Origin of the sequence: Dyella halodurans (genome assembly GCF_026283925.1) — a bacterium.
GTDB lineage: Bacteria > Pseudomonadota > Gammaproteobacteria > Xanthomonadales > Rhodanobacteraceae > Dyella > Dyella halodurans.
In genome coordinates this window covers 42,189-65,540 of record NZ_JAPDPF010000013.1, presented here as the reverse complement: position 1 = coordinate 65,540, position 23,352 = coordinate 42,189, and the positions used below count along the sequence as shown (strand labels likewise).

Genomic DNA, 23,352 nt, shown 5'->3' with positions numbered 1-23,352 from the left:
TACACCTCATGGCCGCAGTCAGCACGCTCGACAACCTCAAATCGCTGGGCAGCCGTGGCATCGGCGCGCCGGTGATCATGCTCGCCATGTTGGCGATGATGATGTTGCCGTTGCCCCCGTTCCTGCTGGACATGCTGTTCAGCTTCAACATCGCGTTGTCGCTGGTGATCCTGCTGGCGGTGATCTACGTGATGCGGCCGCTGGAGTTCGCCGCGTTTCCCACCGTGGTGCTGATGGCGACCTTGCTGCGCCTGGCGCTGAACATCGCCTCCACCCGCGTGGTGCTGCTGCATGGACACGACGGTCCCGGCGCGGCGGGCAAGGTGATCGAGGCGTTCGGCGAATTCGTCATCGGCGGCAATTTCGCGGTGGGCCTGGTGGTGTTCGCCATTCTTACCATCATCAACTTCGTGGTGGTGACCAAGGGTGCGACGCGCGTGTCCGAAGTGACGGCGCGCTTCACCCTGGACGCCATGCCCGGCAAGCAGATGGCGATCGACGCCGACCTCAATGCCGGCCTGCTGAACCAGGAGCAGGCGCGTGATCGTCGCCAGGAAGTGCGCGAGGAAGCGGATTTCTATGGTTCGATGGATGGTGCCTCGAAATTCGTTCGCGGCGATGCCACGGCGGGCATCCTGATCCTGCTGATCAATATCGTCGGTGGCTTTTTCGTCGGCGTGATGCAGCACGGACTCTCCGCCGCGGACGCCGCCAAGACCTATACCTTGCTCACCATCGGCGATGGCCTGGTGGCGCAGGTGCCGGGCCTGATGCTGTCGATCGCCACGGCAGTCATCGTGACGCGTGTGTCGCGCTCGCAGGACATGGGCAAGCAGTTGATCGGCCAGGTGTTCGGCCAGCCGCGCGCGCTGGCCGTGGCAGGCGCGGTGCTGGGCGTGATGGGCGTGATTCCCGGCATGCCGAATATCGCCTTCCTGCTGTTGAGTGGCACCTGCGGTGGCGCGGCGTGGCTGATGGTCAAGCGTGAGCGTGAAGCGCGCGCCAAGCTGGACCAGTCCATTGTCGAAGCACCGGCACCGGCGGCGCCGACCGAGCGCCTGGAACTGGGCTGGGAAGACGTCGCCAGCGTCGATCCGCTGGGCCTGGAAGTCGGCTACCGGCTGATTCCGCTGGTCGACACGCACCAGGGGGGCGAGCTGATGGGACGCATCAAGTCGGTGCGCCGCAAGCTCTCGCAGGAACTGGGCTTCCTGGTGCCGCCCGTGCATATTCGCGACAACCTGGACCTGGGTCCCAGCACCTATCGCATCACCTTGATGGGCGTGCCGATGGGCGAGGCCGAGGTGCACAACGACCGCCTGCTGGCGATCAATCCGGGCCGCGTGCAGGAGGGGCTGCAAGGCATCAGCACGCGCGATCCGGCCTTCGGGCTGGAAGCGATGTGGATCGAGCCGGGCCAGCGCGAGCAGGCGCAGAGCCTCGGCTACACCGTGGTTGACCCGGCCACGGTGATCGCCACCCATCTGTCGCACATCCTGCAAGGCCACGCACACGAACTGCTCGGCCACCAGGACGTGCAGCAGTTGCTCGACCGTCTCGCGCAAACCACGCCGAAGCTGGTGGAAGACCTGGTGCCGAAGCGCCTGTCGCTGGGCGTGGTGGTCAAGGTCATGCAGAACCTGCTGGCCGAGCGCGTGCCGATCCGCAATATGCGCAGCATCGTCGAATCCTTGGCGGAGCATGCAGGGCAGAGTCAGGATCCCGGCACTCTTACCGCCGCCGTGCGCGTCGCACTCGGCCGGCAGATCGTGCAGGAGATCACCGGGCTGGGCACCGAGATCCCGGTCATCACGCTGGCGCCGGAACTGGAGCAGATCCTGCTCGGTTCGCTCGCCAATGGCGGCGTAGCGGGCGCGGCGGTGGAGCCGGGCCTCGCAGACCGCTTGCAGCAAGGCGTCGCCGAGGCTTCGCGCAAGCAGGAAATGAGTGGCGAACCAGCCGTGTTGCTGGTCGCGCCGCAGCTGCGTCCATGGCTCGCGCGCTTTACGCGGCACGTGGCACAGAACCTGCACGTACTGGCCTACAACGAGGTGCCGGACAACCGCCGAGTGCGATTGGTCCAGGCATTGGGTCGCTAAGAACGAGGTTCTGGGCAATGAGCAATAGCGGAAGGCACATGGGTAGCGGGCGCGCACTCGGCAAGCAATCGCTTCGCAGGATGGGCTCAGGGACGTACATCACCACCGCCCATGCGCGCGCCTGTTCACGGAGTATCACTCGATGAAGATCAAACGCTTTGTGGCCGCCGACATGCGACAGGCCATGCGCGAAGTGCGCGAGGAGCAGGGGCCGGATGCGGTGATCCTCTCCACGCGCCGGATGGATGAAGGCATTGAGATCATCGCCGCCGTCGATTTCGACGAGGCGCTGGTGCGCGAAGCCGCCCGCCACGGCGCGCCGCTGGATGTCGAGGAGCGCACGCCGCGCATCATGGCCGCCGCAGCGCAGGTCGAGGCCGCGCCGGTGACGACGGCCCGCGACGACAAGCCGGCGACGGCGCAACGTCGAGACTACGCGGCGGTGTTGACCGCCGTGCCTGCGCGCACGCAGGCGGCACCCGCTCCCGCCGTCGAACCGCCACCGCTGCCCGCGGCTGCCGCGGCGACGATCGCGCAGGAGGCCGCCGTCGCCGATGCGTCGGCACCGATCCACCCCTTGCTCGAACGCGCCGTGCAGGACACCGCACGCGTACGCGCCGAGCTGGGCAGCCTGCGCGATTTGCTGGAAACGCAGTTGTCCAGCCTGGTGTGGAACGACATGGAGCGCCGCCAGCCGATGCGCGCCCGCGTGCTGCGCGAAATGACGCGGCTTGGCATCGAGCCCGACGTGGCTCGCCAACTGGCCGACGAACTGCCGACGGCAATCAATGCCGAGCAGGCGCGCTACCTACCACTGGGCATGTTGAGCCGCAGCCTGTCGATCAGCCGGCGCGAGCAGTCTGAGCGCACCGGCGTCACCGCCCTGGTCGGTCCCACCGGCGTCGGCAAGACCACCACCATCGCCAAGCTGGCCGCGCGCGCCGTGATGCGTCACGGCGCCTCCCAGGTGGCCCTGGTGAGTACCGATCACTATCGCATCGGTGCGGCCGCGCAGCTCGAGCACTACGGCCGCCTGCTCGGCGTGCGCGTATACCCGGCCTACGATGCGGACAGCCTGCGCCATGTGCTGGATCTGCTGCGCGGCTGCAACACCGTGCTGGTCGACACCGCCGGCGTCGCCGGTGGCGATCCGCGCCTGGCACAACAGCTGGAGGTGCTGGGCAATGCCGGCGACCTGCGCGCCTGCCTGGTGCTGGCGGCGAACGCCCAGGCGCCGTCGCTGGACGAGGCGGTACGCTCGTATCTGCCGCTGAAGCCGCATGCCTGCATCCTGACCAAGCTCGATGAGGCGCCCAGCCTCGGTGGCGCGCTTTCGGTGGTCATCCGCCATCGGCTGCCGATCGACTACATCACCGATGGCCAGCGCGTGCCGGAAGACATTGCCGCCGCCGATGCGCGGGTACTGGTGTGCCGCGCGGCGCAGGTGCTGAAGGGCAATGGTGTAGCGGCCTCCGACGACGAGGTCATGGCGGAACGCTTCGGCATGGCGGTGGCCAGCGCATGAACAGCATCCTCGCAATGAATCAAGCGATCGGTCTGGAAAGCATGTTGCGCGCCTTGACCGAGCGACAGGGCAAGCCACCTGCCGCGCGCGACCAGGCCTTCGGCCTGGCGAGTCCCTCCACCGGTCGCCGCTGTCGCGCCATCGCGGTTGCGGGCGGCAAGGGTGGTGTTGGCAAGACCACCGTGTCGGTCAACCTGGGCATGGCGCTGGCCGTGGCCGGGCATGAAGTGATCCTGCTTGACGCGGACATGGGACTTGCGAATGTCGATGTGCTCCTGGGTCTGACGCCCACGCGTCATATTGGTCACCTGCTCGACGGCAGTTGCGGCATCGAGGATCTGCTGATCACCGGGCCACGCGGACTCAAGGTGGTGCCCGCAGGCTCGGGCACGCGGCGCCTGGCCCAGCTCAGCAATGGCGAGCATGCGGCGGTGATCCGCGCATTCGACGATCTGCTGACACCGCCGGACTACCTGCTGGTGGATACCGCCGCGGGCCTGTCCGACAACGTGGCAATGTTCGCCGCCGCGGCCGACGACGTCGTGCTGGTGGTCTGCGATGAGCCGGCCTCGCTCACCGATGCCTACGCCATGCTCAAGGTGCTCAGCCGCGACTTTGGCGTGCGTCGCTTCCGCATGGTGGCGAACATGGTGCGCAATGCCGGCGAAGCCCGCCAGCTGCACCAGAAACTGGCGCGTGTCACCGATCGCTTCCTCGATGTGGCGCTCGAATTCATGGGCATGGTGCCGCACGACGAACGCCTCAAGCAGGCCATCCGCCGGCAGAGTTCGGTGGTCGACTTGTGGCCTTCCAGCCGGTCGGGACAGGCATTCAAGCAATTGGCAGGTGCGGTCGATACATGGGGTGAACCCGAGCGACTGGGGCTGGACCGTATCGCCTTCTTCAGCAGGCAGGCCGCAGCAGCGACGGGGTGGTGACATGAGCGTGGCTTCCGAATATCTGCAACTGCAAAAGCAGAGTGCCGACGAACTGGTTCGCCTGCACGCGCCACTGGTGCGAAGGATCGCCTATCACCTGATGGGGCGATTGCCGCCAAGTGTGGACGTCAGCGACCTGATCCAGGCCGGCATGATCGGGCTGCTGGAGGCTGCGCGAAATTTCACCACCGGGCGCAACGCCAGCTTCGAGACGTTTGCGGGTATCCGCATTCGAGGCGCCATGCTCGACGAACTGCGGCGTACCGATTGGACTCCCCGGTCGGTGCACCGCAAGGTGCGCGAGATGGCCGAAGTGGTGCGCCAGATCGAGATTGAAACCGGCGCGGATGCCGAGGACGCCGAGGTCATGCGGCGACTGGGCATCGGCGCCGAGGAGTACCACCAGGTGCTGGCCGATGCGGCGAGTGCACGGTTGCTCAGCCTCTCCGTGCCGGACGACGGTGATGGCGGTGCAGCGTTCGACGTGGCCGATGCGGACAGCCTGAGTCCGCAGGACAGCGTCGAGCACGATGGCATGCGCCAGTCGCTGATCGATGCGATTGGCAGCCTGCCGGAGCGGGAGCAGTTGGTGATGTCGCTGTATTACGAAGAGGAGTTGAACCTCAAAGAAATCGGCGCAGTACTCGGCGTCACCGAGTCGCGGGTCTGCCAGATCCACGGCCAGGCCATCGTGCGCTTGCGAGCGCGCATGACCGGGTGGCGCGAACACGGTTAGGCGGTACCCCGACATTCCCTGAGGCTAGGCGCACCGGACCGCACGGTGCAAGCGGAGAAAGTGGTTTGGACAAGAATATGAAGATCCTGGTGGTGGACGACTTTTCCACCATGCGGCGTATCGTGCGCAACCTGCTGGTGGAACTGGGTTTCAGCAATACGCTGATCCAGGAAGCCGACGATGGGGAAAATGCGCTCACCATGTTGCGCAACACCTCCTTCGACATGGTGGTGACCGACTGGAACATGCCCAACATGACGGGCATCGACCTGCTGCGTGCCATCCGCGCCGAGCCCGCCTTGAAGGGCATGCCGGTACTGATGGTCACGGCGGAAAACAATCGCGACCAGATCATCGCTGCCGCCCAGGCCGGCGTGAACGGCTACATCGTCAAGCCGTTCACCGCGGCCACGCTGCAGGAAAAACTCAGCAAGATCTTCGAGCGGCTTGCCGCCAGCGGAGCCACCGCATGAACGCACAGGTATCCCTGATGGCTGGCGAAACGCTGCCGCCGGAACTGCACGCCCTGCTCAACAGCACCGACGGCGCTGCGTTTGAACAGGCGCTGGACGTACTGGTGCGTGAGCGTGAACAGCGCGTCTTCCGTGCCCTGGGCCTGCTCGCCCGCGATCTGCACGATGCCGTGCGCCGCCTTGGTGGCGATCTCGCGCAGGAAGGCGTGCCGGGTAGCGTGGCCGATGCGCGCCAGCATCTGCAGGACGTGCTGGAAATGAGCTCGCAGGCCGCGCACCGCACGCTCGATTTCGCCGAGCGCATGCGCCCGCAGGCCGAGTCGCTGGCCGAGAACGCCAGTGCGGTGATCGACGGCACGCCGCCAAGCGATGTCGCCCACGTGCTGGCGCTGGAAGCGCGGGGTTTCTCCACCGCTTGCCGCGATGGCCTGGCTGATTTCGTGGTGGCGCAGTCCTGGCAGGACCTGTCCGGCCAGCGCATCAAGAAGGTGGTGAACTTCATTGGCAGCGTCGAATCGTCGCTGCTGGAACTGGTCAGCCTCACCGGCGCGCTGGCGGGCGGCGAAGTCGCTGCCGGTCCGGTCAAGGTGACCAGCCAGGACGAGGCTGATCGTCTGCTGAGCGAGTTCGGGTTCTGAGCATGAGTCCCGAGCTGGACACCGAGTTGCGCGACACCTTCCTGGTGGAAGCCGGGGAGCTGGTGCAGCGCCTGGGCGAACAGCTGATCGGGCTGGAAGCCGCGCCGCGCGATGCCGAGTTGTTGAATGCAGTGTTCCGCGCCTTCCATACGGTGAAGGGCGGCGCGGGTTTCCTCGCCGTCGAACCGATGGTGCAGTTGTGCCACCACGCCGAGGATCTGCTCAATGTGGCACGCACCGGTCAGGTCCTGATCGATGCCGAGCGCATGGACGCGCTGCTCGAGGCGCTCGATCTGCTCAACGATATGCTGGCAGCCTTGGCGGGCGGCACTGCGTCGGCCATGCCGCCGCCGAGCCTGTTGAAGCGCCTGATGCCGGTCCATGCTGCCAGGCCGCCAGCAGCGCCCAGGCCGGCGGCTGCGCCAATCGCGGCTCCGCCTAGCGATGGCACCATCGACGATTCCGAATTCGAAGCGTTGCTGGACAGCCTGTACGGCTCGGGCGGCGCGCCCGGGCTCGACGAGGCGCCAGCGCCTGCAAGCCATGGCAGCATCAGCGACGACGAATTCGAAGCCTTGCTGGACAATCTTCACGGCAAGGGCGGCGCGCCCAACGCTACGCCAGTAGCCACGGCCGCGCCTTCCAGCACGACAGGCTCGGGCGCGATCTCGGACGACGAATTCGAAGCGCTGCTGGACAACCTGCATGGCAAGGGCTCCGCTCCCGGAGCCATCGCGGCCAGCCCGGCAGCGCCTGGCGTTCCGGCGGCAGCACCGAGTGCCGTCCCCGCTGCGCGCAGCCCCGCGCCGGCGGCGGAGACCACGGTGCGCGTGGATACCGCGCGTCTCGATGCCCTCGTGCACCGGGCGGGCGAACTGGTCCTCGTGCGCAACCGCTTGCTCAGTCTTGCCGCACGTACCGGCGACGAAACGCTCGCGGTGGCCGCTGGCGAACTCGATCGTGTCGCCGATGCGCTGCAAAACGCCGTGCTAGGCATGCGCATGCAGCCGGTGGGACGCTTGTTCCAGCGCTTCCCGCGCATCGTGCGCGATCTTGCGCGCCAGCTCGGCAAGGAAGTGGAGCTGATCCAGGAAGGCGAAAGCACCGATCTCGATCGCAGCCTGGTCGAATCGCTGGCCGATCCGCTGGTCCACCTGATTCGCAATGCGCTCGACCACGGGCTCGAGATGCCCGAGGAACGCGAGCGCGCCGGCAAGCCACGCAAGGGACATGTCACGCTTTCGGCAAGCCAGCGTGGCGAACGCATCGTCATCTCGGTGGCCGACGACGGCCGCGGCATGAATCCCGAGATCCTTCGCCGCAAGGCGGTGGAGAAGGGCGTCATTGACGAGGCCCAGGCAGCGCGCCTCAGCGAGAACGAATGCTACGAATTGATCTTCCGTCCCGGCTTCAGCACGGCGGCCACCGTGTCCGACATTTCCGGGCGCGGCGTCGGCATGGACGTGGTGAAGACGCGCGTGGCCGAACTCGGCGGCAGCTTGCAGGTGCGTTCGCAGCTGGGTCGCGGCAGCACGCTGGAACTGGCGGTGCCGCTGACCCTGGCGATCCAGCGCGTGCTGATGGTGCGCGTCGGTGGGCGTCTGCTGGCATTGCCGCTCAGCAATATCGAGGAAGTTTTCGAACTGTCGCCGGGACAGGACCAGCGCCTAGACGGCCGCGTCGTGGCCGCCCATCGCGGGCGCGCACTCGCGCTGGCTGACCTGGCCGGCTGGGTCGGCGTCGAAAGCGCATCCGGTCGACACGTAGTGGTGCTGCATATTGGCCATTTGCGCCTTGGCTGCCTGGTGCACGAAGTGCTGGGGCGCGAAGACGTGATGGTGAAACCGCTCGGCCCGTTGTTTGCGGGCGTGCCTGCCGTGGCCGGCGCTACCGTCACCGGCGACGGTCGCCTCGCCCTGGTCATGGATCTCGCCGGCCTCGCCAGTGGCGATGGCCAACTCCTCCCCTCCCTGCAAGTGACCGCCTGACATGGACCTGGTAAGTCTCATCGGCACGATCCTGGCCTTCGTGGTCATCATCGTCGGCACCATCCTCAAGGGCTCCACCGTCGGTGCGCTGTGGAACCCGGCTGCCTTCGTCATCGTCTTCATGGGCACCATTGCTGCGTTGCTGGTGCAGAACCAGGGCAAGGCGCTGAAGCAGGCGATGAAGATGTTCTCGATGGTCTACAAACCGCCGAAACATCAGCCGTCCGACCTCATCAGCCGCATCGTGGGCTGGAGCGAGATCTCGCGTCGCCAGGGCCTGCTAGGCCTGGAACCGCAGATCGAATCGGAGGACGACAGCTTCGTGCGCAAGGGCCTGCAACTGCTGGTCGACGGCAGTGAGCCGGATGCCATCCGCGGCGTGCTGGAAGTGGAAGTGGACGCCCGCGAGCACGCCGACCTGGCCGCTGCGAAGGTCTACGAGAACGCCGGCATCTACTCGCCGACCATGGGCATCATAGGCGCCGTGATGGGCTTGATGGCGGTGATGCAGAACCTGGCCGACCCCAGCAAGCTCGGCCACGGCATTGCCGCAGCCTTCGTGGCCACCATCTACGGCGTGGCGCTGGCCAATATGTTGATGCTGCCGATTGCCTCGCGCCTGAAGGGCCTGGTGCACAAGCAGACACAGATGCGCGAGATCCTGATCGAGGGCCTGGTGTCCATTGCCGAAGGTGCCAACCCACGCCAGATCGAAGCGAAGCTTCAAGGTTACCTGCCGTGAGTCGCAAAAAGCACCACGAAGACCACGTCAACCATGAGGCCTGGGCGATCCCCTACGCCGACCTGATGACGCTGCTGCTCGCGTTCTTCGTGGTGATGTACGCGGTTTCGGTGGTGAACGAAGGCAAGTACCGGGTGATGTCCGAGTCGATCATCGAGGCGTTCAATGGCTCCAGCCATGTAATCGCCCCGATGCCGCAGACCCGTGCGCAGCCGCACAATGTCGACCCCGCCGTGGCAGCGCCTCCGGGCCAGCCCGGTGCGGCCACCACGCCACTTGCCGTGCCCATTCCGCAGCGGCCGGTGCCGATCCGCGCGGCAGACCTGCGCGCTGCCCAGCAGCGCGTCTCTGAGCAGAACCTCGAACGCATCCGTGATCAGGTGCAGCGCGCGCTGCAGCCGCTGATCGACAAACAGATGGTGGTCGTGCGGCGCACCACCACCTGGCTGGAAATCGAAATTCGCACCGACATCCTGTTCCCCAGCGGCGTCGCCAAGTTGTCGACACCCGCGGATGGTGTGCTCAACGAGATCGCCGGCATCCTGCAGCCCTTCACCAATCCTGTGCGCATCGAAGGCTATACGGACGACCGGCCGATCAACACCTCCGTGTTTCCCTCCAACTGGGAACTGTCGGCTGCGCGTGCGGCGAGCGTGGCGCGGCTGTTCTCCGAGCATGGCGTCGATCCGACGCGGCTCGGCATCGTCGGCTGGAGTGAATATCGCCCAAGCGCGGCGAACTCAACCGAAGATGGGCGCAATCACAATCGCCGCGTCCTGGTCGTCGTGCTGAGCGATCAGGATGCACCCAAGCGGCTTTACAACGATGTCGAACACATGGGGCAGTTGGCTGGCGGCGATGAAGTGCCGGCGTCCTCCAGCTCGGCGGCACCTGCCGCGACTCCCATCGCGGCCACCGCCACGCCGGTGCGACCGCCGGTACCACAGGTTCAGGCGCTGCCTGCGGGTGATCTCCCGGTGAACAAGGTGATGCTGGCAGGTCCTGCGCGTCATGCCGAGGAGGACTCCGCAGCGGCAGCCACACCAGCGAACGGCAGCAACGCCGTTACGGCGCCGCGCGCCGCGATGCCAGACCGCAGTCCTTGATCCGTGCCCTTGTCGTTGTTCACCCAGCCAGCGCATACCAGGAGTCGAAGTCGTGACCGCCGTTGATACGACCGCCAGCCATGCCAACCAACGCGGACTTTCGTTCCGCCTTGGCGAGCAACTCTATGCAACACCCCTGGCGCAGGTCAGCGAAGTGATCCGCGATGGCGAGTTGACGCCCGTACCGGGCGCGGCAGCGGACCTGCTCGGCATCCGTCACCTGCGCGGGCGCATCGTGCCCGTGCTCGACGGCCGTCGTCGACTTGGTTTACCCAAGGCAGAGCCGCAGCACGAGGCCGACGCGCGGGTGGTGATGCTGGCCTATGGCAGTCATCTGGTGGGCGTGCGCGTGGACGCCGTGGGCGATATGGTCACTCTCGACACTGCGCAGATCGCACCACCACCGCCAGGTCGAGCGGAGCGCGAGGACGATCCGGTGCATGGCGTGTTGCCGTGGCAGGGCGGCTTTGTCGCGCTGCTGGATGTGCGCAGGTTTTGCCGGTTGCCGCTGGAGAGTGAGGCGGCGTAAGCGCGGCTTTGGGCGCGCGCTTGTCTCGGGGTAGTGCACGGCCTGGACCGCGCCTTCAGTCAAAATGGTGCCGGTAGCCAATCTGGAAGCTGTCCGGCAACACGCTTAGCGTCCACGATGACGGGCGATGGACGGACCACAGGCCGAAACCGCTGCCGATCAGCGCACCGATCAGTACGTCGCTTTGCCAGTGACGCTGGGTCTTCACGCGCGCCACCGCATCGTAGGCAGGCAATAAGGCCAGCAGATACACCGTAGGGTGATCGCTGCCGTAGTCGACCATGAATGGCGTGACCGCGGCGGCCAAGGTGGCCACTTCGGTACTGGGAAAGCTGTCGGCGCTGCGCCCTTTGAAAAAGCGATTGGGGTCGTCGGTTTGCGCAGGACGCTCGCGCCGGAACGCCCTCTTCAACACCTGTGTACTTAGCACAGCCGCCGTCGTCGAATCCACCGAACGCCAGAAGGTGTTGCCCAGCTTGTCTTCACCGCCCAGCCATACCGCGCCAACGCCTACGGTAACAAGGCTGCCGTAGACCAGGACATTCTGATTGCGTCGATTCCAGACGGCGCCGTGGTCGTCATGAATCTTGTGATCGATGCCGAATGGACCACCCGAAGCCCGTGACGGGGCGGACGCCACCAGGGCCAGGAGAAACAGTGCTAGTCGTAGATGGGGCAAGGGAGTCATCCATGTCGCGCCGGACTTGATTCGCGGAATGCAGGGCAACCCAGGTTCGGCACGCGTTCGATTCGACGGTCGGGCCACGCCATAAGCGCGCAACCATGGCAACGAGGGCTGGATCCTTCAGCTCGTGTTCTCGTGCTGCGAAAGCTGTCCATCCTTGCCAGGGCTGCGTCCTCCGCAAAAGAAAGGCCCCTTTTGGGGGCCCTAATCGGCAGTCGGCATCGGCGACCTGACCACCTATCCAACAGGGGATATTGGAGCCTTGCATTCTTCCGTAAGGACGAACGATGAGATGTCAGCTTTCTACCATTCGCTGTGTCGTCCTGAGTGGATGACCGCCCTGGATGGCCGCGGGGCACCCGTGCAGGCACGGCTAGCTCAATAGCTTGGCCAGCAGATCATTCGTCACGTGCGGCCTGGGAAACATTTCAGACCAGTCTCATTACAACGGCTCCCATCAGTGAATACCGTGGGCGTTACCTGTCGCGGGAATGTGCCGATGCTGATGCTGCTTGCCTTTTCGTTGATTCCCGGCGCGTTCTTCGCCGGCTATTTCGTGGGCAACCTACGCGAACAGGGGCGCCGTCATGCACTTCGTTGGCCTGCCGAGGGGCCGCGTCTCCGCATAGATCGTGCTCGACGGTCGTCTCGCTAGAACAAACCGAATCAAGATCGTACGTGACCGAATCAAGATGGTACGTGCGACGACGGCGATGCCCGGGAACGATCGCGGAGCTGGGCCGGGTGCCGTGATTCATGGGATTCAGTTGCATCTCGCTGATTGCACGCTGTGTGGCGTTGACGGATCGAAGCGAGCGGGGATGACCAGGGGTGGCCTATTCCGAATGCTCCGTCGCGTCATATACGCAGGCCAGCACCGATGCCGCCGCGGCATACAGAATCGCCGGCACGTCCTGACGCAAACGCAGGGAGGCGAGCAGGGCGGCCATCTGTGGGTCGTGGTGCAAGGGAATGCCCAACGCACGTGCGCGTGCAAGCAAGGTTTCCAGCGATTCCGGTGGCAGCACGGCGGGCGACGGTGCATCGGCGGGTCCGCCAGAGAGGCGCAGGCTCACGCGTCGTTTCGCGGGGGGCAAGGAGGTGCTCATGCCATGGCCTTCAGCAGAATCGCGCTGTGCGGACCGGTCGAGTGAGGCAGGCCCTGTTGGCAGCTCAGCTGATCGAGGATCAGGCCACAGGCGGAAAGTCGCTGGCGCAGTGGGCCGAACTGATGTTCCAGGCGCCGTACGGTGTCACTGCGCTCGGCCCACAAGCGCACGGCCAGGCGCAGGTCGCGTAGCTGCAGCTCGCCTTGCACGGGGCCGAGCCCTGGCAGGTCCAGGGCGAAGCCGAGCACCCACGACGAGCCACCTTCCGCGTCGGTTGCGTACTGCAGCTGGATCTGCAGGATGTCGCGGCCGGCTTCGCCCTGCAGTGGAATCTCGATCATCCATGCGGGCACCGTGGTGGCTTCGAGCTGCGCCACTTCCACCCGGGCGAGTGCCGCATGCACTTCGCCGTGCAGGCGGCCAAGCAGGGCGTCGACGTCGTCGTCGAGCAGTTCCGGCGGCAAGGTGACGCGAGGCTGCGCCTGCAGTCCGCGTTGTTGCAAGGGCGGTGGTGTTTCGCTGCCGCTGGTTTGCGGGCGGCGCGCGGGCAGGTAGTCGTCGAGCAGGCTGGCCAGGCGCAGCAGCGCTCCCTTCCAGTCCTCCTGGCTCAAGCCGGCCATGTCCAGATGCGCCTGTGCCAGTTCCGACTCGAGGAACAGGCCGCTGCGCTTGATGGCTTCGCTGAGTCCTTCGCCGCGGGTGATCTCTGCCGGCGTGCGCACCCCGTGTTCCAGCAAGGCGAGCGCGGGACGGATATAGGCGGGCAGTTGGCGAAGTGCCGGCCGCTGGGCCAGGGCATCGAGCGTGGCGAGCAGGGGCGCATAGCCATTCTGCTGCGGCAGGCGCTCGCGCAGGGCGACCTGGATGGCCGGTTCGGGTGTATGCGGCGCAATGATCTCGAGCAGCGGCTGGGCGCCGAGGGTGAGCACGCGTACCTGGAATTGCGAGGGCAACTGGCTGCGCGGTGCTTCCGCCTCCACCGCCATCGCGCCTATCTGCAACACCATCAAGCCATCCGGATTGATCCCCAGCGGCCGTGCGGCGAGCACGGTACCGATGCGCCAGCTCTCTGCGGCACTACCGGAGGCAGCGCCGGCCCAGGCCAGGGCGGCCAAGCTGGTGGGTTGTATGACCAAGACGTAGCTCCTTGCGGCGGGGCGACGTGCGCGCGCCCATCCGTGCCTTGTACATCGGCGGCTGCGCAGGAAACTTGAGGCAAGTTTTTGTCGCAGCGATCACCGAATCGTCGGCTGCGTTTCGCTAAAGCGATGCCCGCCACGGCCGATAAGCACTCCGAGGACGCCACGGGGCGCGGCGAGAGCAGGTCAATGGGCAAGGCGACAGCACAAGGCAAGGGTGAGAGCGAGGCGCGCGTGATTGCGCTGCCGCCGGATTTTCGCCTGGCCGAGCTCGCCGCCGTCAAGGCGGAGCTGCTCGAAGCGCTGGAGGCACCGGCGGTGAACATCGATGGCGCCGCCGTGGAGCGCGTGGACACCGCGGCACTGCAGCTGCTGGTGGCCTTTCGCCGTGAATCGACGGCGCGCGGGCAGTCGCCAGCGTGGCACGGCGTAAGCACGGTCATGCGCGATGCCGCCAGCCTGCTCGGCCTGGCACAGGTACTGGAATTGCCGGCACCCATGCCGGCCTGAAACTGAGGTGGAAGATGGCAAAGATTCTTGCAGTGGACGATTCGGCTTCGATGCGCGGCATGGTGGCCTTCACCCTGCGTGGTGCAGGTCATGACGTGAGCGAGGCCGAGAACGGCCAGCTCGCGCTGGACCAGGCGCGTGGCAGTCGCTATGACCTGGTACTGGCCGACGTGAACATGCCGGTGATGGACGGCCTGAGCATGGTGCGCGAGCTGCGCACGATGCCGGAATACAAGGGCGTGCCGATCCTGATGCTGACCACCGAGTCGCATACCGACAAAAAGATGGAAGGCAAGGCCGCCGGCGCCACCGGCTGGCTGGTGAAGCCGTTCGATCCGGAACAGCTACTGGCCACCGTCAAACGCGTGCTCGGCTGAGCACGGAGAGTCTCCCTATGAGCAAGGCCGGTCTGGCGCAGTTCCAACAGGTGTTCATTGAGGAGAGCCTGGAAGGGCTCGATACGATGGAGTCGTCGCTGCTTGCGCTGGACGATGGTGGCGACGGCGAGCTGGTGCACACCATCTTCCGTGCGGCGCATTCGATCAAGGGTGGCGCGGCGACCTTCGGTTTTCCGGAGATGTCTTCGTTCACCCACGAGGCGGAGTCGTTGCTGGATGAAGTGCGCAGCGGCAAGCGCGCCATCGACGGCTCGATCATCGAACTGTTGCTGCGCACGGTCGACTGCCTGCGCGGCATGTTCGCCCGTGCACAGGCCGGCGAGCCGCTCAATGATGCGGTGGCCGAGGGCCTGCGCAATGAACTGGCCGCGGCCATGGGCCGCGGTATTCCTGCGGGCGGCGTGCAGGCGCGGCGGGCGGAAGATCAGGCCGACGCCTGGACGGTGCGCTTCCGCCCCCATCCCGGCATGCTGGCCAGTGGCAACGATCCGCTGCGCCTGATCCGCGAGCTCGCCGGCCTGGGTGAGCTGCGCGCGACACCTGAATTTGATCGCCTACCCGCGACGCTCGCGGGGCTCGAACCCTCTGAGTGCCACCTGGGCTGGACCATTACCTTGCGTGGCCCGGTCAAGCGCGCCGACATCGCTGCGGTATTCGACTGGGTGGAAGACGAATGCGATCTCGCCATCGAGGCGCAGCATGTCGTGGCCAAGCCTGCTGAGGCGCCCATAGCAACGGCTCCCGTCGCCGCGGCGGCCAACGTGGCCGATGCGGGAGCAGCGCGTGCGCAACGTGAGGCGGGTGCCGAGTCCAGCTCGGTGCGTGTGTCGATCGACAAGATTGATGGCCTCATCAACCTGGTCGGCGAGCTGGTGATCACGCAGTCCATGCTCGACACCTTCCGCGGTGAGTACGACGCTACGCGCGTCGCCATGCTGGAGCAGGGATTGGCCCAACTGGCGCGGCATACGCGCGAGCTGCAGGAAACGGTCATGGGCATCCGCATGTTGCCCATCGCATCGGTCTTCAATCGCTTCCCACGCATGGTGCGCGACATCAGCCAGAAGCTGGGCAAGCAGGTGAAGCTGGAACTGGTCGGCGAACAGACCGAGCTCGACAAGACCGTGCTTGAGAAAATCGGCGACCCGATGGTGCACCTGGTGCGCAACGCCATCGACCACGGCCTGGAAACGCCGGACAAGCGTCGCGCGGCGGGCAAGTCCGACCTGGGTACGCTCAAGCTCGAGGCTTCCCATCGCGGCGGCAACATCGTGGTCGAAGTGTCCGACGATGGCGCCGGCCTGAACCGCGATGCCATCGTGGCCAAGGCCGTGCAGCGCGGCCTGATCGCCAGTGGCGAAGGTCTGAGCGACGAAGCCGTCGCCGACCTGATTTTCCAGCCCGGTTTTTCCACCGCCGCCGTCACCACCGACCTGTCCGGCCGAGGCGTGGGCATGGACGTGGTTCGCCGCAACGTGGCCGACCTCGGTGGCACCGTCACCATCCGCAGCACCCAGGGCAAGGGCAGCGCCTTTACCATCACCTTGCCGCTGACGCTGGCGATCATCGACGGCCTCACCGCCGCCGTTGGCGGCGAGCGCTACATCGTGCCGTTGGTGTCGATCGTCGAATCGGTGCAGCTGAAGCCGGAAGCGGTACGCAGCGTGGCCGGTGGCGAGCTGTTCCGCTTCCGCGGCGAGTACCTGCCGGTAATCCGCCTGCACGATGCCTTTGGTTGCGACAACGCCATTCGTGCCATCGACCAGGGCTTGATGGTGGTGGTGGAAGGCGATGGCAGCCGCGTCGGCCTGTTCGTCGATGGCCTGATCGGCCAGCAGCAGGCCGTGGTGAAGTCGCTTGAGGCGAATTATCGCCGGGTGCAGGGTGTATCGGGCGCCACCATTCTCGCGGACGGCTCGGTTGCCTTGATTGTCGATATCGCAGGCCTGGTACGTCTGCAGGGCCGACGCAAGGCAGCCTGATTCAGCAGGCGATGGCGGTGCAGGAAAAGCGCCGCCAGGGATGGTTCGAAATTCTGAGTCGCGACAGGAAGTCGTGGCCGCCGGCTTGCGGGCTGGTGTCGGGCAGTGCAGGGAATGAATACGGGCAATCGCATCCCGCTTTTTTCATTCTGAAGGTCGTTTCCCCATGGTTTCCCCAATGAAGTTGCTCGATCGCCTTAGCCTTACGGCCAAGGTGTGGCTGGTTATCGCCTTCGTGGCCGCTGGCTTGGCCGCGCTCACCGTGGTTTCGGCGTTGGATAGCCGGCGCCTGCAGATGGAAGCGCGGGTGAATGCCCTTGGCGACGAGGTGAACACCGCGATGTCGGTGCTGAAGAGTTATCACGACCGCGCCGAGGCCGGCGAATTCAGCGATGCCGAGGCCAGGAAGCGCGCCTTCGCCGCGGTCACGACCCTGCACTGGAACAACGGTGCGGGCTATCTGTTCGGCTTCGATTCCGATCTGGTGATGCGCCTGCACGGGGCGAAGCCGGCCCTGGTCGGCAAGAATGTCCACGACGATGCCGACGTGAATGGCAAGCACTGGTATCGCGACATGCTCGCGGTGGACCAGCGCGATGGCCATGGCGTCACCGAGTACGTGTTTCCGATGCCGGGCAGCACGGATAACGAGCGCAAGATCAGCTACACCGCCTGGTACAAGCCGTGGGATATCCACCTCGGCGCGGGCGCCTACTTCGTCGACATCGACGCGCAGTTCCGCCAGATGCTGGAAGGCAGCCTGCTGCGTGCGTTCCTGGTCGGCCTGCTGGTGATCCTGATCGTCTGGCAATCGATGCGCAGCATCCGCCACAGCATTGGCGGCGAGCCGGCCTTTGCGCAGGCCCTGGCGACGCGCATAGCGGACGGCGATCTCGGTGGTGCGGATGCCTTCGCGACGTTTAGGCCTGGCAGCTTGCTGGACACCTTGCAACGCATGCGCGGCAAGCTGATCGAGATCGTGGGTGAAGTGCAACAGGGCGCGCAGGTTGTCTCCAGCGCGGCCGGCCAGATCACCCGCGGCAACGACGACCTGTCGCATCGCACGCAAGAGCAGGCATCCAGCCTGGAGGAAACTGCCGCGTCGATGGAAGAAATGGCCTCGGTGGTGCGCCAAAGCGCGGACAACGCCGGTCATGCCGACCAATTGGCGCGCAGTGCCCGCACCCAGGCCGAGCGTGGCAGTGAGGTAGCTTCGCGCACCAGCGGCGCCATGCGTGACATCGAAGAGGCCAGTCGCCAGATCACCGAAATCGTGCAGTTGATCGACGAGATCGCCTTCCAGACCAACCTGCTCGCACTCAACGCTGCCGTGGAAGCTGCGCGTGCCGGCGAGCAGGGGCGCGGCTTCGCCGTGGTGGCAAGCGAAGTGCGCCATCTGGCCCAGCGCAGTGCCAGCGCTGCGAAGCAGATCAAGGGCCTGATCGGCGACACCGTCGAGAAGGTGCAGGCCGGCTCCATCCTGGTCGAGGAGTCGGGCCAGGTGCTGACCGGCATCCTGGACAGCGTGAAGCGGGTAACCGACATCGTGGCCGAGATCGCCGCGGCCAGCCAGGAGCAGTCGTCCGGCATCGACCAGGTGAATCGCGCAGTGACCCAGATGGACGCGGTGACCCAGCAGAACGCCGCCCTGGTCGAAGAGGCTGCCGCTGCCGCGCGTGCCATGCAGGAACAAGCCACCGAACTGGATCGGCAGATTCGTTATTTCCGTTTGCAGGAAACCCCTGCCGCTTCCGCGCGAGCGCCGGCGCCGCAGGCCGTGCGTATTGCTGCAGTGAGTTCGGCGCGGCCGTTGGTTGCGGTGAATGGGTGGAGTGAGTTCTGAGGGAATAAGGCCACGCCGCCCGCTCTCACTCCTTCTCCCCTCCGGGGAGAAGGCCGGGATGAGGGGCGGGTGCTCGCGATCACACGATGACCAAGCGATATCGCCAGCTTGCCGCTTACGCAGCGGGCGTTTCGACTGCCTGCCGGCAGCCGAGTCACTTTTCTTTTGCTGGCCCAAAAGAAAAGTAACCCAAAGAAAATGGCCTGAAGAGCTCGCAGCATTGCGTTGGATGCGAGCCTGACGGGCGTGGCCAGCCAGATAGCTTGCGGCCCATGGCCGACACACAGCGGCTACACCGCAACGCGCCGAGGCGAAGAGGGCTTAAGGCGTGGGTGGCGAGTTGACCATCTGTGCCTCTGGATGCTGCGAGCGTTTCGACCGTAGGCCTGGCCTGCTTTAAGTCCTCACCGCATTGGCGCGTTGCGGTGTAGCCGCTGTGTAGCGGCCTTGGGCAGCAAACGATCCGATCGCGAAATCCTTCCGACGCTTCTATCCGACGGAGTGCTACCAGCTCTACAGGCCATTTCTTTGGGTTACTTTTCTTTGGGCCAGCAAAGAAAAGTGACTCGAGCGCCGGCAGGCGATCGAAACGCCCGCTGCGTAAGCGGCAACCTGGCCAAAACGCTCGGTTGTAGCGTAACCGCGAGCACCCGCCCCTCATCCCGACCTTCTCTCCCACAGGGACTACCTTCGGGTCGCCCGGCGGGGAGAAGGAGCGAGCAGCTCGGCGCTCAGACGGGCGATCGAAACGCCCGCAGCGTCCCACTGGGACTTCCTTCGGTCGTAAGCACCAACCTTGCGGCCACGCACAATTGTCGCGTGATCGCGAGCACCCACCCCTCATCCCAGCCTTCTCTCCCACAGGGACTACCTTCGGGTCGCCCGGAGGGGAGAAGGAGTAAGGGCGACGTGCACCCTCGCCCCCGCTAACCAGCGCAAAACCCACTCAAGTTTCCCCATCCTCCGCCGATTCAGCTTTCGAACGGGAGCCCAGCAGGCGGCTCCGACGACGAGGCAAACATGTCCGATAACCACCGGAGCGAGGCGCTCCAGTCGCAGTACCTCACCGTCAATCTCGCCCACGAGGAATACGGCGTGGACATCCTCGCCGTGCGCGAAATCCGTGGCTGGACGCCGGTGACGCGCATTCCCCAGGCGCCGCACTATGTGCTTGGCGTGCTCAATCTCCGTGGCGCCATCGTGCCGGTGATCGACATGCGCCTGCGCTTTGGCCTCGCCCGCGAGGAGTACAGCGCCACCACGGTCACCGTGATCGTGACGGTGGCCGGACGCAATTTTGGCGTGGTCGTGGACGCCGTGTCCGACGTGCTGGACGTGGCTGATGACGCGATTCGCCCGGTGCCCGACATGGGCACCACCGTGGATACCGAATACCTCAAGGGGCTGACCGCCACCGGCGAGCGCATGGTGCTCCTGCTGGACGTGGACAAGCTGTTGCAGCCGCAGGATGCGCAAATGCTGGAGGCCGCGCTGCCCGCTGCCTCTGATGTCAAAGCCGTGGCCTGACCGTTTTCGCCGGAACCGGATACTCATGAACAAGTTCACCCTGAAAGTCCCCCAGCTCACCGTCCGCGGTCGCCTGCGCCTGGTGTTCGGCCTGCTTGGCCTGATGCTTATCGGCGGCGCGGTGATTGGCCTGGGCTCCATGCAGCTGCAGAACAATGGCATGGGCCAGATCTACGACGAAGAGATCGTGCCGACCCAGATCGTCTCGCAGCTGACCGCACACCAGCTGATGTCGTTCATTCTGTTGGGCGAGTCCGCATCGCTCGTTGGCAAGGCGGACCAGGTCAAGGCCAAGCTGGCGGATTACGCCAAGTTGCAGGCTGAGATGGATGGGCTCAAGAAGCAGCTCGCCGCCATTCCGATGAGCGACGCGGTCAAGAAGCACTACGACGCCTGGCGTTCGACCGATGCCGACTATGCCGATGCGAAGAGCTCGATGGTCGACGCGCTCAAGGATGGCGATAACGGTGCCCACGAACTGCTGGAAATGCAGGTGCGTCCGCTGCTGATGGAGCGCCAGGACGCGCTGGCCAAGCTGGTCGATGCGCAGCGCGCCGACGCCAAGCAGATCTACGACGGCCAGGTGTCGCGTTATCACCTGATCCGCGCGGTCAGCATCGTGGCTTTGTCCGCGGGCCTGCTGATCGCCCTGGTCATGGCCGTGCTGCTGATGCGTTCGATCCTCACCACGCTCAGCCAGGCCGTGTCGGTGGCGCATGCCATTGCCACCGGCCGCCTGGGTCACGGCATTGCCACCACCAGCAAGGACGAGCTGGGCGAATTGCTGGATGCACTGCGCACAATGGACGAGCGCCTCACCGGCATCGTTGGCGAAGTGCGTCACGGCTCGGGCTCGGTGAGTTCGGCCGCCCAGCAGATTGCCCGCGGCAATGACGACCTCAGCCAGCGTACGCAGGAACAGGCCTCGAGCCTGGAAGAGACCGCCTCGTCGATGGAGGAGATGACCTCCACCGTCAAGCAGAACGCCGAAAACGCCAGCCACGCTAACCAGCTCGCCAGCGCCACGCGCCGGCAGGCCGAGCACGGCGGTGAAGTGGCGGCGCAGGCCAGTGCGGCGATGCGCGAGATCAACGATTCCAGCCGCAAGATTTCCGACATCGTAAGCCTGATCGACGAAATCGCCTTCCAGACCAACCTGCTGGCGCTCAACGCCGCAGTGGAAGCGGCTCGTGCCGGCGAGCAGGGCCGCGGCTTTGCCGTGGTCGCCACGGAGGTGCGCAACCTGGCGCAGCGCAGCGCGGGTGCGGCGAAGGAGATCAAGGGCCTCATCAACGACAGCGCGGAGAAAGTGCGCGTGGGTTCGTCGCTGGTGGACCAGTCGGCCAAGGCCCTGGCGGATATCGTCGACAGCGTGAAGAAGGTGACCGATATCGTGGCCGAGATCGCCGCGGCCAGCCAGGAGCAGTCCGCCGGCATCGATCAGGTTAATCACGCCGTGCTGCAGATGGACGAGATGACCCAGCAGAACGCTGCCCTGGTGGAAGAGGCGGCCGCCGCCGCTCGCGCCATGCAGGAGCAGGCCGGTGAACTGGCACGTCAGGTCGGCTTCTTCCACCTGAGCGATGAAGCGGCTACGCCGGCCACCGAAAAGGCGCGCGGTCAGACCGTGATGGCCGAAGCCGAGGCGGTATTCGCCGCCGTGCGCAACTCGCCGGCTGCATCGGCGCGCCCGTCGCGTCCTGCCGAAGTGGCTGATGCCGGCGCCTGGAAGGAGTTCTGAGCATGAGCATGCCCGCCGCGATCGATGGCAACGCCGCCGTGGCGGGCATGAATGGCCCGATCCTGGGTGATCGCGAGTTCGGCTTCCTGCGCGCCTTCGTGTACGAGCACTGCGGCATCTCGCTGGGCGAGCACAAGCGCCAGCTGGTGCAGGGCAGGTTGCTGCGTCGCCTGCGCGCGTTGAAGCTCGGCAACTTCGAAAGCTACTGCGAGCTGCTGCGTCGCGATCCCCACGGTGAACTCGGCGAACTGGCCAGCGCGATCAGCACCAATGTCACCGCGTTCTTCCGCGAGTCGCATCACTTCGACCTGCTCACCGACGAACTGCTGCCGCGCTGGTTGGCCGAGAAAAAGAACGGCGGCCGCCTGCGCATCTGGTCAGCCGGTTGCGCTACCGGTGAAGAGCCATACACGCTGGCGATCGTGCTGGCCGAGGCGCTGGAGAAGCACGGCAGCCAGGTGGACGCGAAGATCCTCGCCACCGACCTGTCGCCCCAGGCGCTGGAAACCGCGCGCAAGGGTGTGTACCCGATCGAGCGGCTTGAAGGTGTGAGCACCGAGCGCCGCCGCCGCTGGTTTTTGCGTGGCGAAGGCCAGTACGACAACTACGCCTGCGTGCATCCGCGGCTGCGCGAGCTGGTCAGCATCCTGCCGCTGAACCTGCTGCATGACTGGCCGATGCAGGGACCGTTCGACGCGATCTTCTGCCGCAACGTGGTGATCTATTTCGACAAGCCCACCAAGCAGCGCCTGTTCCAGCGCTATGCCGGCCTGCTGCCCGAGGGTGGCTACCTGTTCCTTGGCCATTCCGAGTCCATGTACGGACTCAACGACAATTTTGACCTGATCGGACGCACGGTCTACCGGAAAAGCAGTGCATGAGCGTCCCCGCAGTGAACCTCCCCATCGGCGCCGGTTACGATCCGGCGCGTGTCTTGCCGGGCTTTGAGCACCTGCGTCGCTACTGGGATCCAGGACAAGCCTGCATCACCGTCAAGGTATTGCCCGGCGATTTCTACGTGAGCATGCAGGAGGAGATGATTTCCACCGTGCTCGGCTCCTGTGTCTCGGCGTGCATCTATGACCGCCAGCGCCATATCGGTGGCATGAACCATTTCATGTTGCCCGAGCCGATGGGCGAGCGTGGCAGCTGGGCCGACACCGTCGGACGCGCGGCTCGCTACGGCAACGATGCGATGGAGCAGTTGATCAACGCGATCCTCAAGGCCGGCGGTCATCGCGCCGACCTGGAGGTAAAGGTGTTTGGCGGCGGCCGTGTGCTCGCCACCATGACCGATATCGGTTCACGCAATATCGCCTTCGTGAAGCGCTATCTGGAAGCCGAACGGCTCGCCGTGCGCGCCGAGGACCTCGGCGACGTGCATCCCCGCCATGTGCAGTTCTTCCCCACCACCGGCAAGGCGCGCGTGCGCCAGCTGCGTGGACGTGCCGACGCCGTGCTGGTGGATGGCGAGAAGCAGTATCTCAAGCGATTGGCAAATGATCCGATAAAGGGTGATGTGGAACTGTTTTAGCGACGCCTCGTGAGGCAGCAGCAGATTCGCATAGGCAGTGTCCGGCTCCCGCATGAGCCAGCAGGCGTGGGTCGCGTCCAGTCCACCCGATCGACGAAGGCGAGACTTAA

At 65.5% G+C, this 23,352-nt stretch carries 21 protein-coding genes; 18 read left to right on the top strand and 3 right to left on the bottom strand.

Annotated features, from left to right (window positions below; all coding sequences use genetic code 11):
* Positions 1-8 precede the first annotated feature (8 nt).
* The 10 genes from flhA to OUZ49_RS19760 all read left to right on the top strand — a co-directional run bounded on the left by flhA (position 9) and on the right by OUZ49_RS19760 (position 10,774).
* Positions 9-2,099, top strand: a complete 2,091-nt coding sequence (gene flhA, locus OUZ49_RS19805) for a flagellar biosynthesis protein FlhA (RefSeq protein WP_266152340.1) — start codon at positions 9-11, stop codon at positions 2,097-2,099.
* Positions 2,100-2,241: 142 nt separating this feature from the next.
* Complete coding sequence (gene flhF, locus OUZ49_RS19800) at positions 2,242-3,624, top strand: flagellar biosynthesis GTPase FlhF (protein ID WP_266152339.1); 1,383 nt, start codon at positions 2,242-2,244, stop codon at positions 3,622-3,624.
* Positions 3,621-4,562 carry a MinD/ParA family ATP-binding protein gene (locus OUZ49_RS19795; protein ID WP_380004620.1) on the top strand — a complete coding sequence of 314 codons (942 nt, stop codon included), beginning with the start codon at positions 3,621-3,623 and terminating at the stop codon, positions 4,560-4,562. The genes flhF and OUZ49_RS19795 overlap by 4 nt, the downstream gene beginning before the upstream one ends.
* Before the next feature lies 1 nt (position 4,563).
* Positions 4,564-5,298, top strand: coding sequence for an RNA polymerase sigma factor FliA (locus OUZ49_RS19790; protein WP_266152338.1), 735 nt, complete (start codon positions 4,564-4,566; stop codon positions 5,296-5,298).
* A 65-nt stretch (positions 5,299-5,363) separates the two neighbouring features.
* Positions 5,364-5,771 (top strand): chemotaxis response regulator CheY, encoded by a 408-nt coding sequence (cheY, locus tag OUZ49_RS19785; protein ID WP_266152337.1) that lies wholly within the window; start codon positions 5,364-5,366, stop codon positions 5,769-5,771.
* A complete protein-coding gene (locus OUZ49_RS19780; RefSeq protein ID WP_266152336.1) occupies positions 5,768-6,409 on the top strand; it encodes a protein phosphatase CheZ in 642 nt (213 codons plus the stop codon). Before cheY ends, OUZ49_RS19780 begins: the two co-directional genes overlap by 4 nt.
* A 2-nt stretch (positions 6,410-6,411) precedes the next feature.
* On the top strand, positions 6,412-8,397 hold the full coding sequence (locus OUZ49_RS19775; protein WP_266152335.1) for a chemotaxis protein CheA: 1,986 nt from the start codon (positions 6,412-6,414) through the stop codon (positions 8,395-8,397).
* Position 8,398: 1 nt separating this feature from the next.
* A complete protein-coding gene (locus OUZ49_RS19770) occupies positions 8,399-9,139 on the top strand; it encodes a flagellar motor protein (protein WP_266152334.1) in 741 nt (246 codons plus the stop codon).
* On the top strand, positions 9,136-10,245 hold the full coding sequence (gene motD, locus OUZ49_RS19765; RefSeq protein ID WP_266152333.1) for a flagellar motor protein MotD: 1,110 nt from the start codon (positions 9,136-9,138) through the stop codon (positions 10,243-10,245). Before OUZ49_RS19770 ends, motD begins: the two co-directional genes overlap by 4 nt.
* A 52-nt stretch (positions 10,246-10,297) precedes the next feature.
* On the top strand, positions 10,298-10,774 hold the full coding sequence (locus tag OUZ49_RS19760) for a chemotaxis protein CheW (protein WP_266152332.1): 477 nt from the start codon (positions 10,298-10,300) through the stop codon (positions 10,772-10,774).
* A gap of 55 nt (positions 10,775-10,829) precedes the next feature.
* Here OUZ49_RS19760 and OUZ49_RS19755 read toward each other — a convergent pair whose 3' ends face one another.
* From OUZ49_RS19755 to fliK, 3 genes are all read right to left on the bottom strand, one after another.
* Positions 10,830-11,453, bottom strand: a complete 624-nt coding sequence (locus OUZ49_RS19755) for a phosphatase PAP2 family protein (protein ID WP_266152331.1) — start codon at positions 11,451-11,453, stop codon at positions 10,830-10,832.
* Positions 11,454-12,295: 842 nt separating this feature from the next.
* Positions 12,296-12,568, bottom strand: a complete 273-nt coding sequence (locus tag OUZ49_RS19750) for an EscU/YscU/HrcU family type III secretion system export apparatus switch protein (RefSeq protein ID WP_266152329.1) — start codon at positions 12,566-12,568, stop codon at positions 12,296-12,298.
* The gene (fliK, locus tag OUZ49_RS19745) at positions 12,565-13,704 is read right to left on the bottom strand and encodes a flagellar hook-length control protein FliK (RefSeq protein WP_266152327.1); all 1,140 of its coding nucleotides are present in this window, start codon (positions 13,702-13,704) and stop codon (positions 12,565-12,567) included. The genes OUZ49_RS19750 and fliK overlap by 4 nt, the downstream gene beginning before the upstream one ends.
* Positions 13,705-13,896: 192 nt before the next feature.
* Here fliK and OUZ49_RS19740 point away from each other — a divergent pair, with 192 nt between their 5' ends.
* The 8 genes from OUZ49_RS19740 (at position 13,897) to cheD (ending at position 23,242) form a co-directional block, all read left to right on the top strand.
* On the top strand, positions 13,897-14,217 hold the full coding sequence (locus tag OUZ49_RS19740; protein WP_266152326.1) for an STAS domain-containing protein: 321 nt from the start codon (positions 13,897-13,899) through the stop codon (positions 14,215-14,217).
* 14 nt (positions 14,218-14,231) lie between these two features.
* On the top strand, positions 14,232-14,594 hold the full coding sequence (locus OUZ49_RS19735; RefSeq protein ID WP_266152325.1) for a response regulator: 363 nt from the start codon (positions 14,232-14,234) through the stop codon (positions 14,592-14,594).
* Positions 14,595-14,611: 17 nt separating this feature from the next.
* The gene (locus tag OUZ49_RS19730) at positions 14,612-16,597 is read left to right on the top strand and encodes a chemotaxis protein CheA (RefSeq protein WP_266152324.1); all 1,986 of its coding nucleotides are present in this window, start codon (positions 14,612-14,614) and stop codon (positions 16,595-16,597) included.
* Positions 16,598-16,775: 178 nt separating this feature from the next.
* On the top strand, positions 16,776-18,440 hold the full coding sequence (locus tag OUZ49_RS19725; protein ID WP_266152323.1) for a methyl-accepting chemotaxis protein: 1,665 nt from the start codon (positions 16,776-16,778) through the stop codon (positions 18,438-18,440).
* A 1,020-nt stretch (positions 18,441-19,460) separates the two neighbouring features.
* Positions 19,461-19,967: a chemotaxis protein CheW gene (locus tag OUZ49_RS19720; RefSeq protein WP_266152322.1), complete on the top strand. Its 507-nt coding sequence runs from the start codon at positions 19,461-19,463 to the stop codon at positions 19,965-19,967.
* Positions 19,968-19,992: 25 nt separating this feature from the next.
* Positions 19,993-21,708, top strand: coding sequence for a methyl-accepting chemotaxis protein (locus OUZ49_RS19715; protein ID WP_266152321.1), 1,716 nt, complete (start codon positions 19,993-19,995; stop codon positions 21,706-21,708).
* A 2-nt stretch (positions 21,709-21,710) separates the two neighbouring features.
* Positions 21,711-22,589: a CheR family methyltransferase gene (locus OUZ49_RS19710; RefSeq protein ID WP_266152320.1), complete on the top strand. Its 879-nt coding sequence runs from the start codon at positions 21,711-21,713 to the stop codon at positions 22,587-22,589.
* Positions 22,586-23,242 carry a chemoreceptor glutamine deamidase CheD gene (gene cheD / locus OUZ49_RS19705; RefSeq protein ID WP_266152319.1) on the top strand — a complete coding sequence of 219 codons (657 nt, stop codon included), beginning with the start codon at positions 22,586-22,588 and terminating at the stop codon, positions 23,240-23,242. The genes OUZ49_RS19710 and cheD overlap by 4 nt, the downstream gene beginning before the upstream one ends.
* Positions 23,243-23,352: the final 110 nt, after the last annotated feature.

Coding starts and splice junctions, on each gene's coding strand:
- OUZ49_RS19735 (WP_266152325.1), top strand. CDS start 14,232: ATGGCAAAGATTCTTGCAGTGGACGATTCGGCTTCGATGCGCGGCATG.
- flhA (WP_266152340.1), top strand. CDS start 9: ATGGCCGCAGTCAGCACGCTCGACAACCTCAAATCGCTGGGCAGCCGT.
- flhF (WP_266152339.1), top strand. CDS start 2,242: ATGAAGATCAAACGCTTTGTGGCCGCCGACATGCGACAGGCCATGCGC.
- OUZ49_RS19750 (WP_266152329.1), bottom strand. CDS start 12,568: ATGAGCACCTCCTTGCCCCCCGCGAAACGACGCGTGAGCCTGCGCCTC.
- OUZ49_RS19790 (WP_266152338.1), top strand. CDS start 4,564: ATGAGCGTGGCTTCCGAATATCTGCAACTGCAAAAGCAGAGTGCCGAC.
- OUZ49_RS19775 (WP_266152335.1), top strand. CDS start 6,412: ATGAGTCCCGAGCTGGACACCGAGTTGCGCGACACCTTCCTGGTGGAA.
- OUZ49_RS19710 (WP_266152320.1), top strand. CDS start 21,711: ATGAGCATGCCCGCCGCGATCGATGGCAACGCCGCCGTGGCGGGCATG.
- OUZ49_RS19730 (WP_266152324.1), top strand. CDS start 14,612: ATGAGCAAGGCCGGTCTGGCGCAGTTCCAACAGGTGTTCATTGAGGAG.
- OUZ49_RS19725 (WP_266152323.1), top strand. CDS start 16,776: ATGAAGTTGCTCGATCGCCTTAGCCTTACGGCCAAGGTGTGGCTGGTT.
- OUZ49_RS19715 (WP_266152321.1), top strand. CDS start 19,993: ATGAACAAGTTCACCCTGAAAGTCCCCCAGCTCACCGTCCGCGGTCGC.
- OUZ49_RS19720 (WP_266152322.1), top strand. CDS start 19,461: ATGTCCGATAACCACCGGAGCGAGGCGCTCCAGTCGCAGTACCTCACC.
- OUZ49_RS19740 (WP_266152326.1), top strand. CDS start 13,897: ATGGGCAAGGCGACAGCACAAGGCAAGGGTGAGAGCGAGGCGCGCGTG.
- OUZ49_RS19795 (WP_380004620.1), top strand. CDS start 3,621: ATGAACAGCATCCTCGCAATGAATCAAGCGATCGGTCTGGAAAGCATG.
- OUZ49_RS19770 (WP_266152334.1), top strand. CDS start 8,399: ATGGACCTGGTAAGTCTCATCGGCACGATCCTGGCCTTCGTGGTCATC.
- OUZ49_RS19780 (WP_266152336.1), top strand. CDS start 5,768: ATGAACGCACAGGTATCCCTGATGGCTGGCGAAACGCTGCCGCCGGAA.
- cheD (WP_266152319.1), top strand. CDS start 22,586: ATGAGCGTCCCCGCAGTGAACCTCCCCATCGGCGCCGGTTACGATCCG.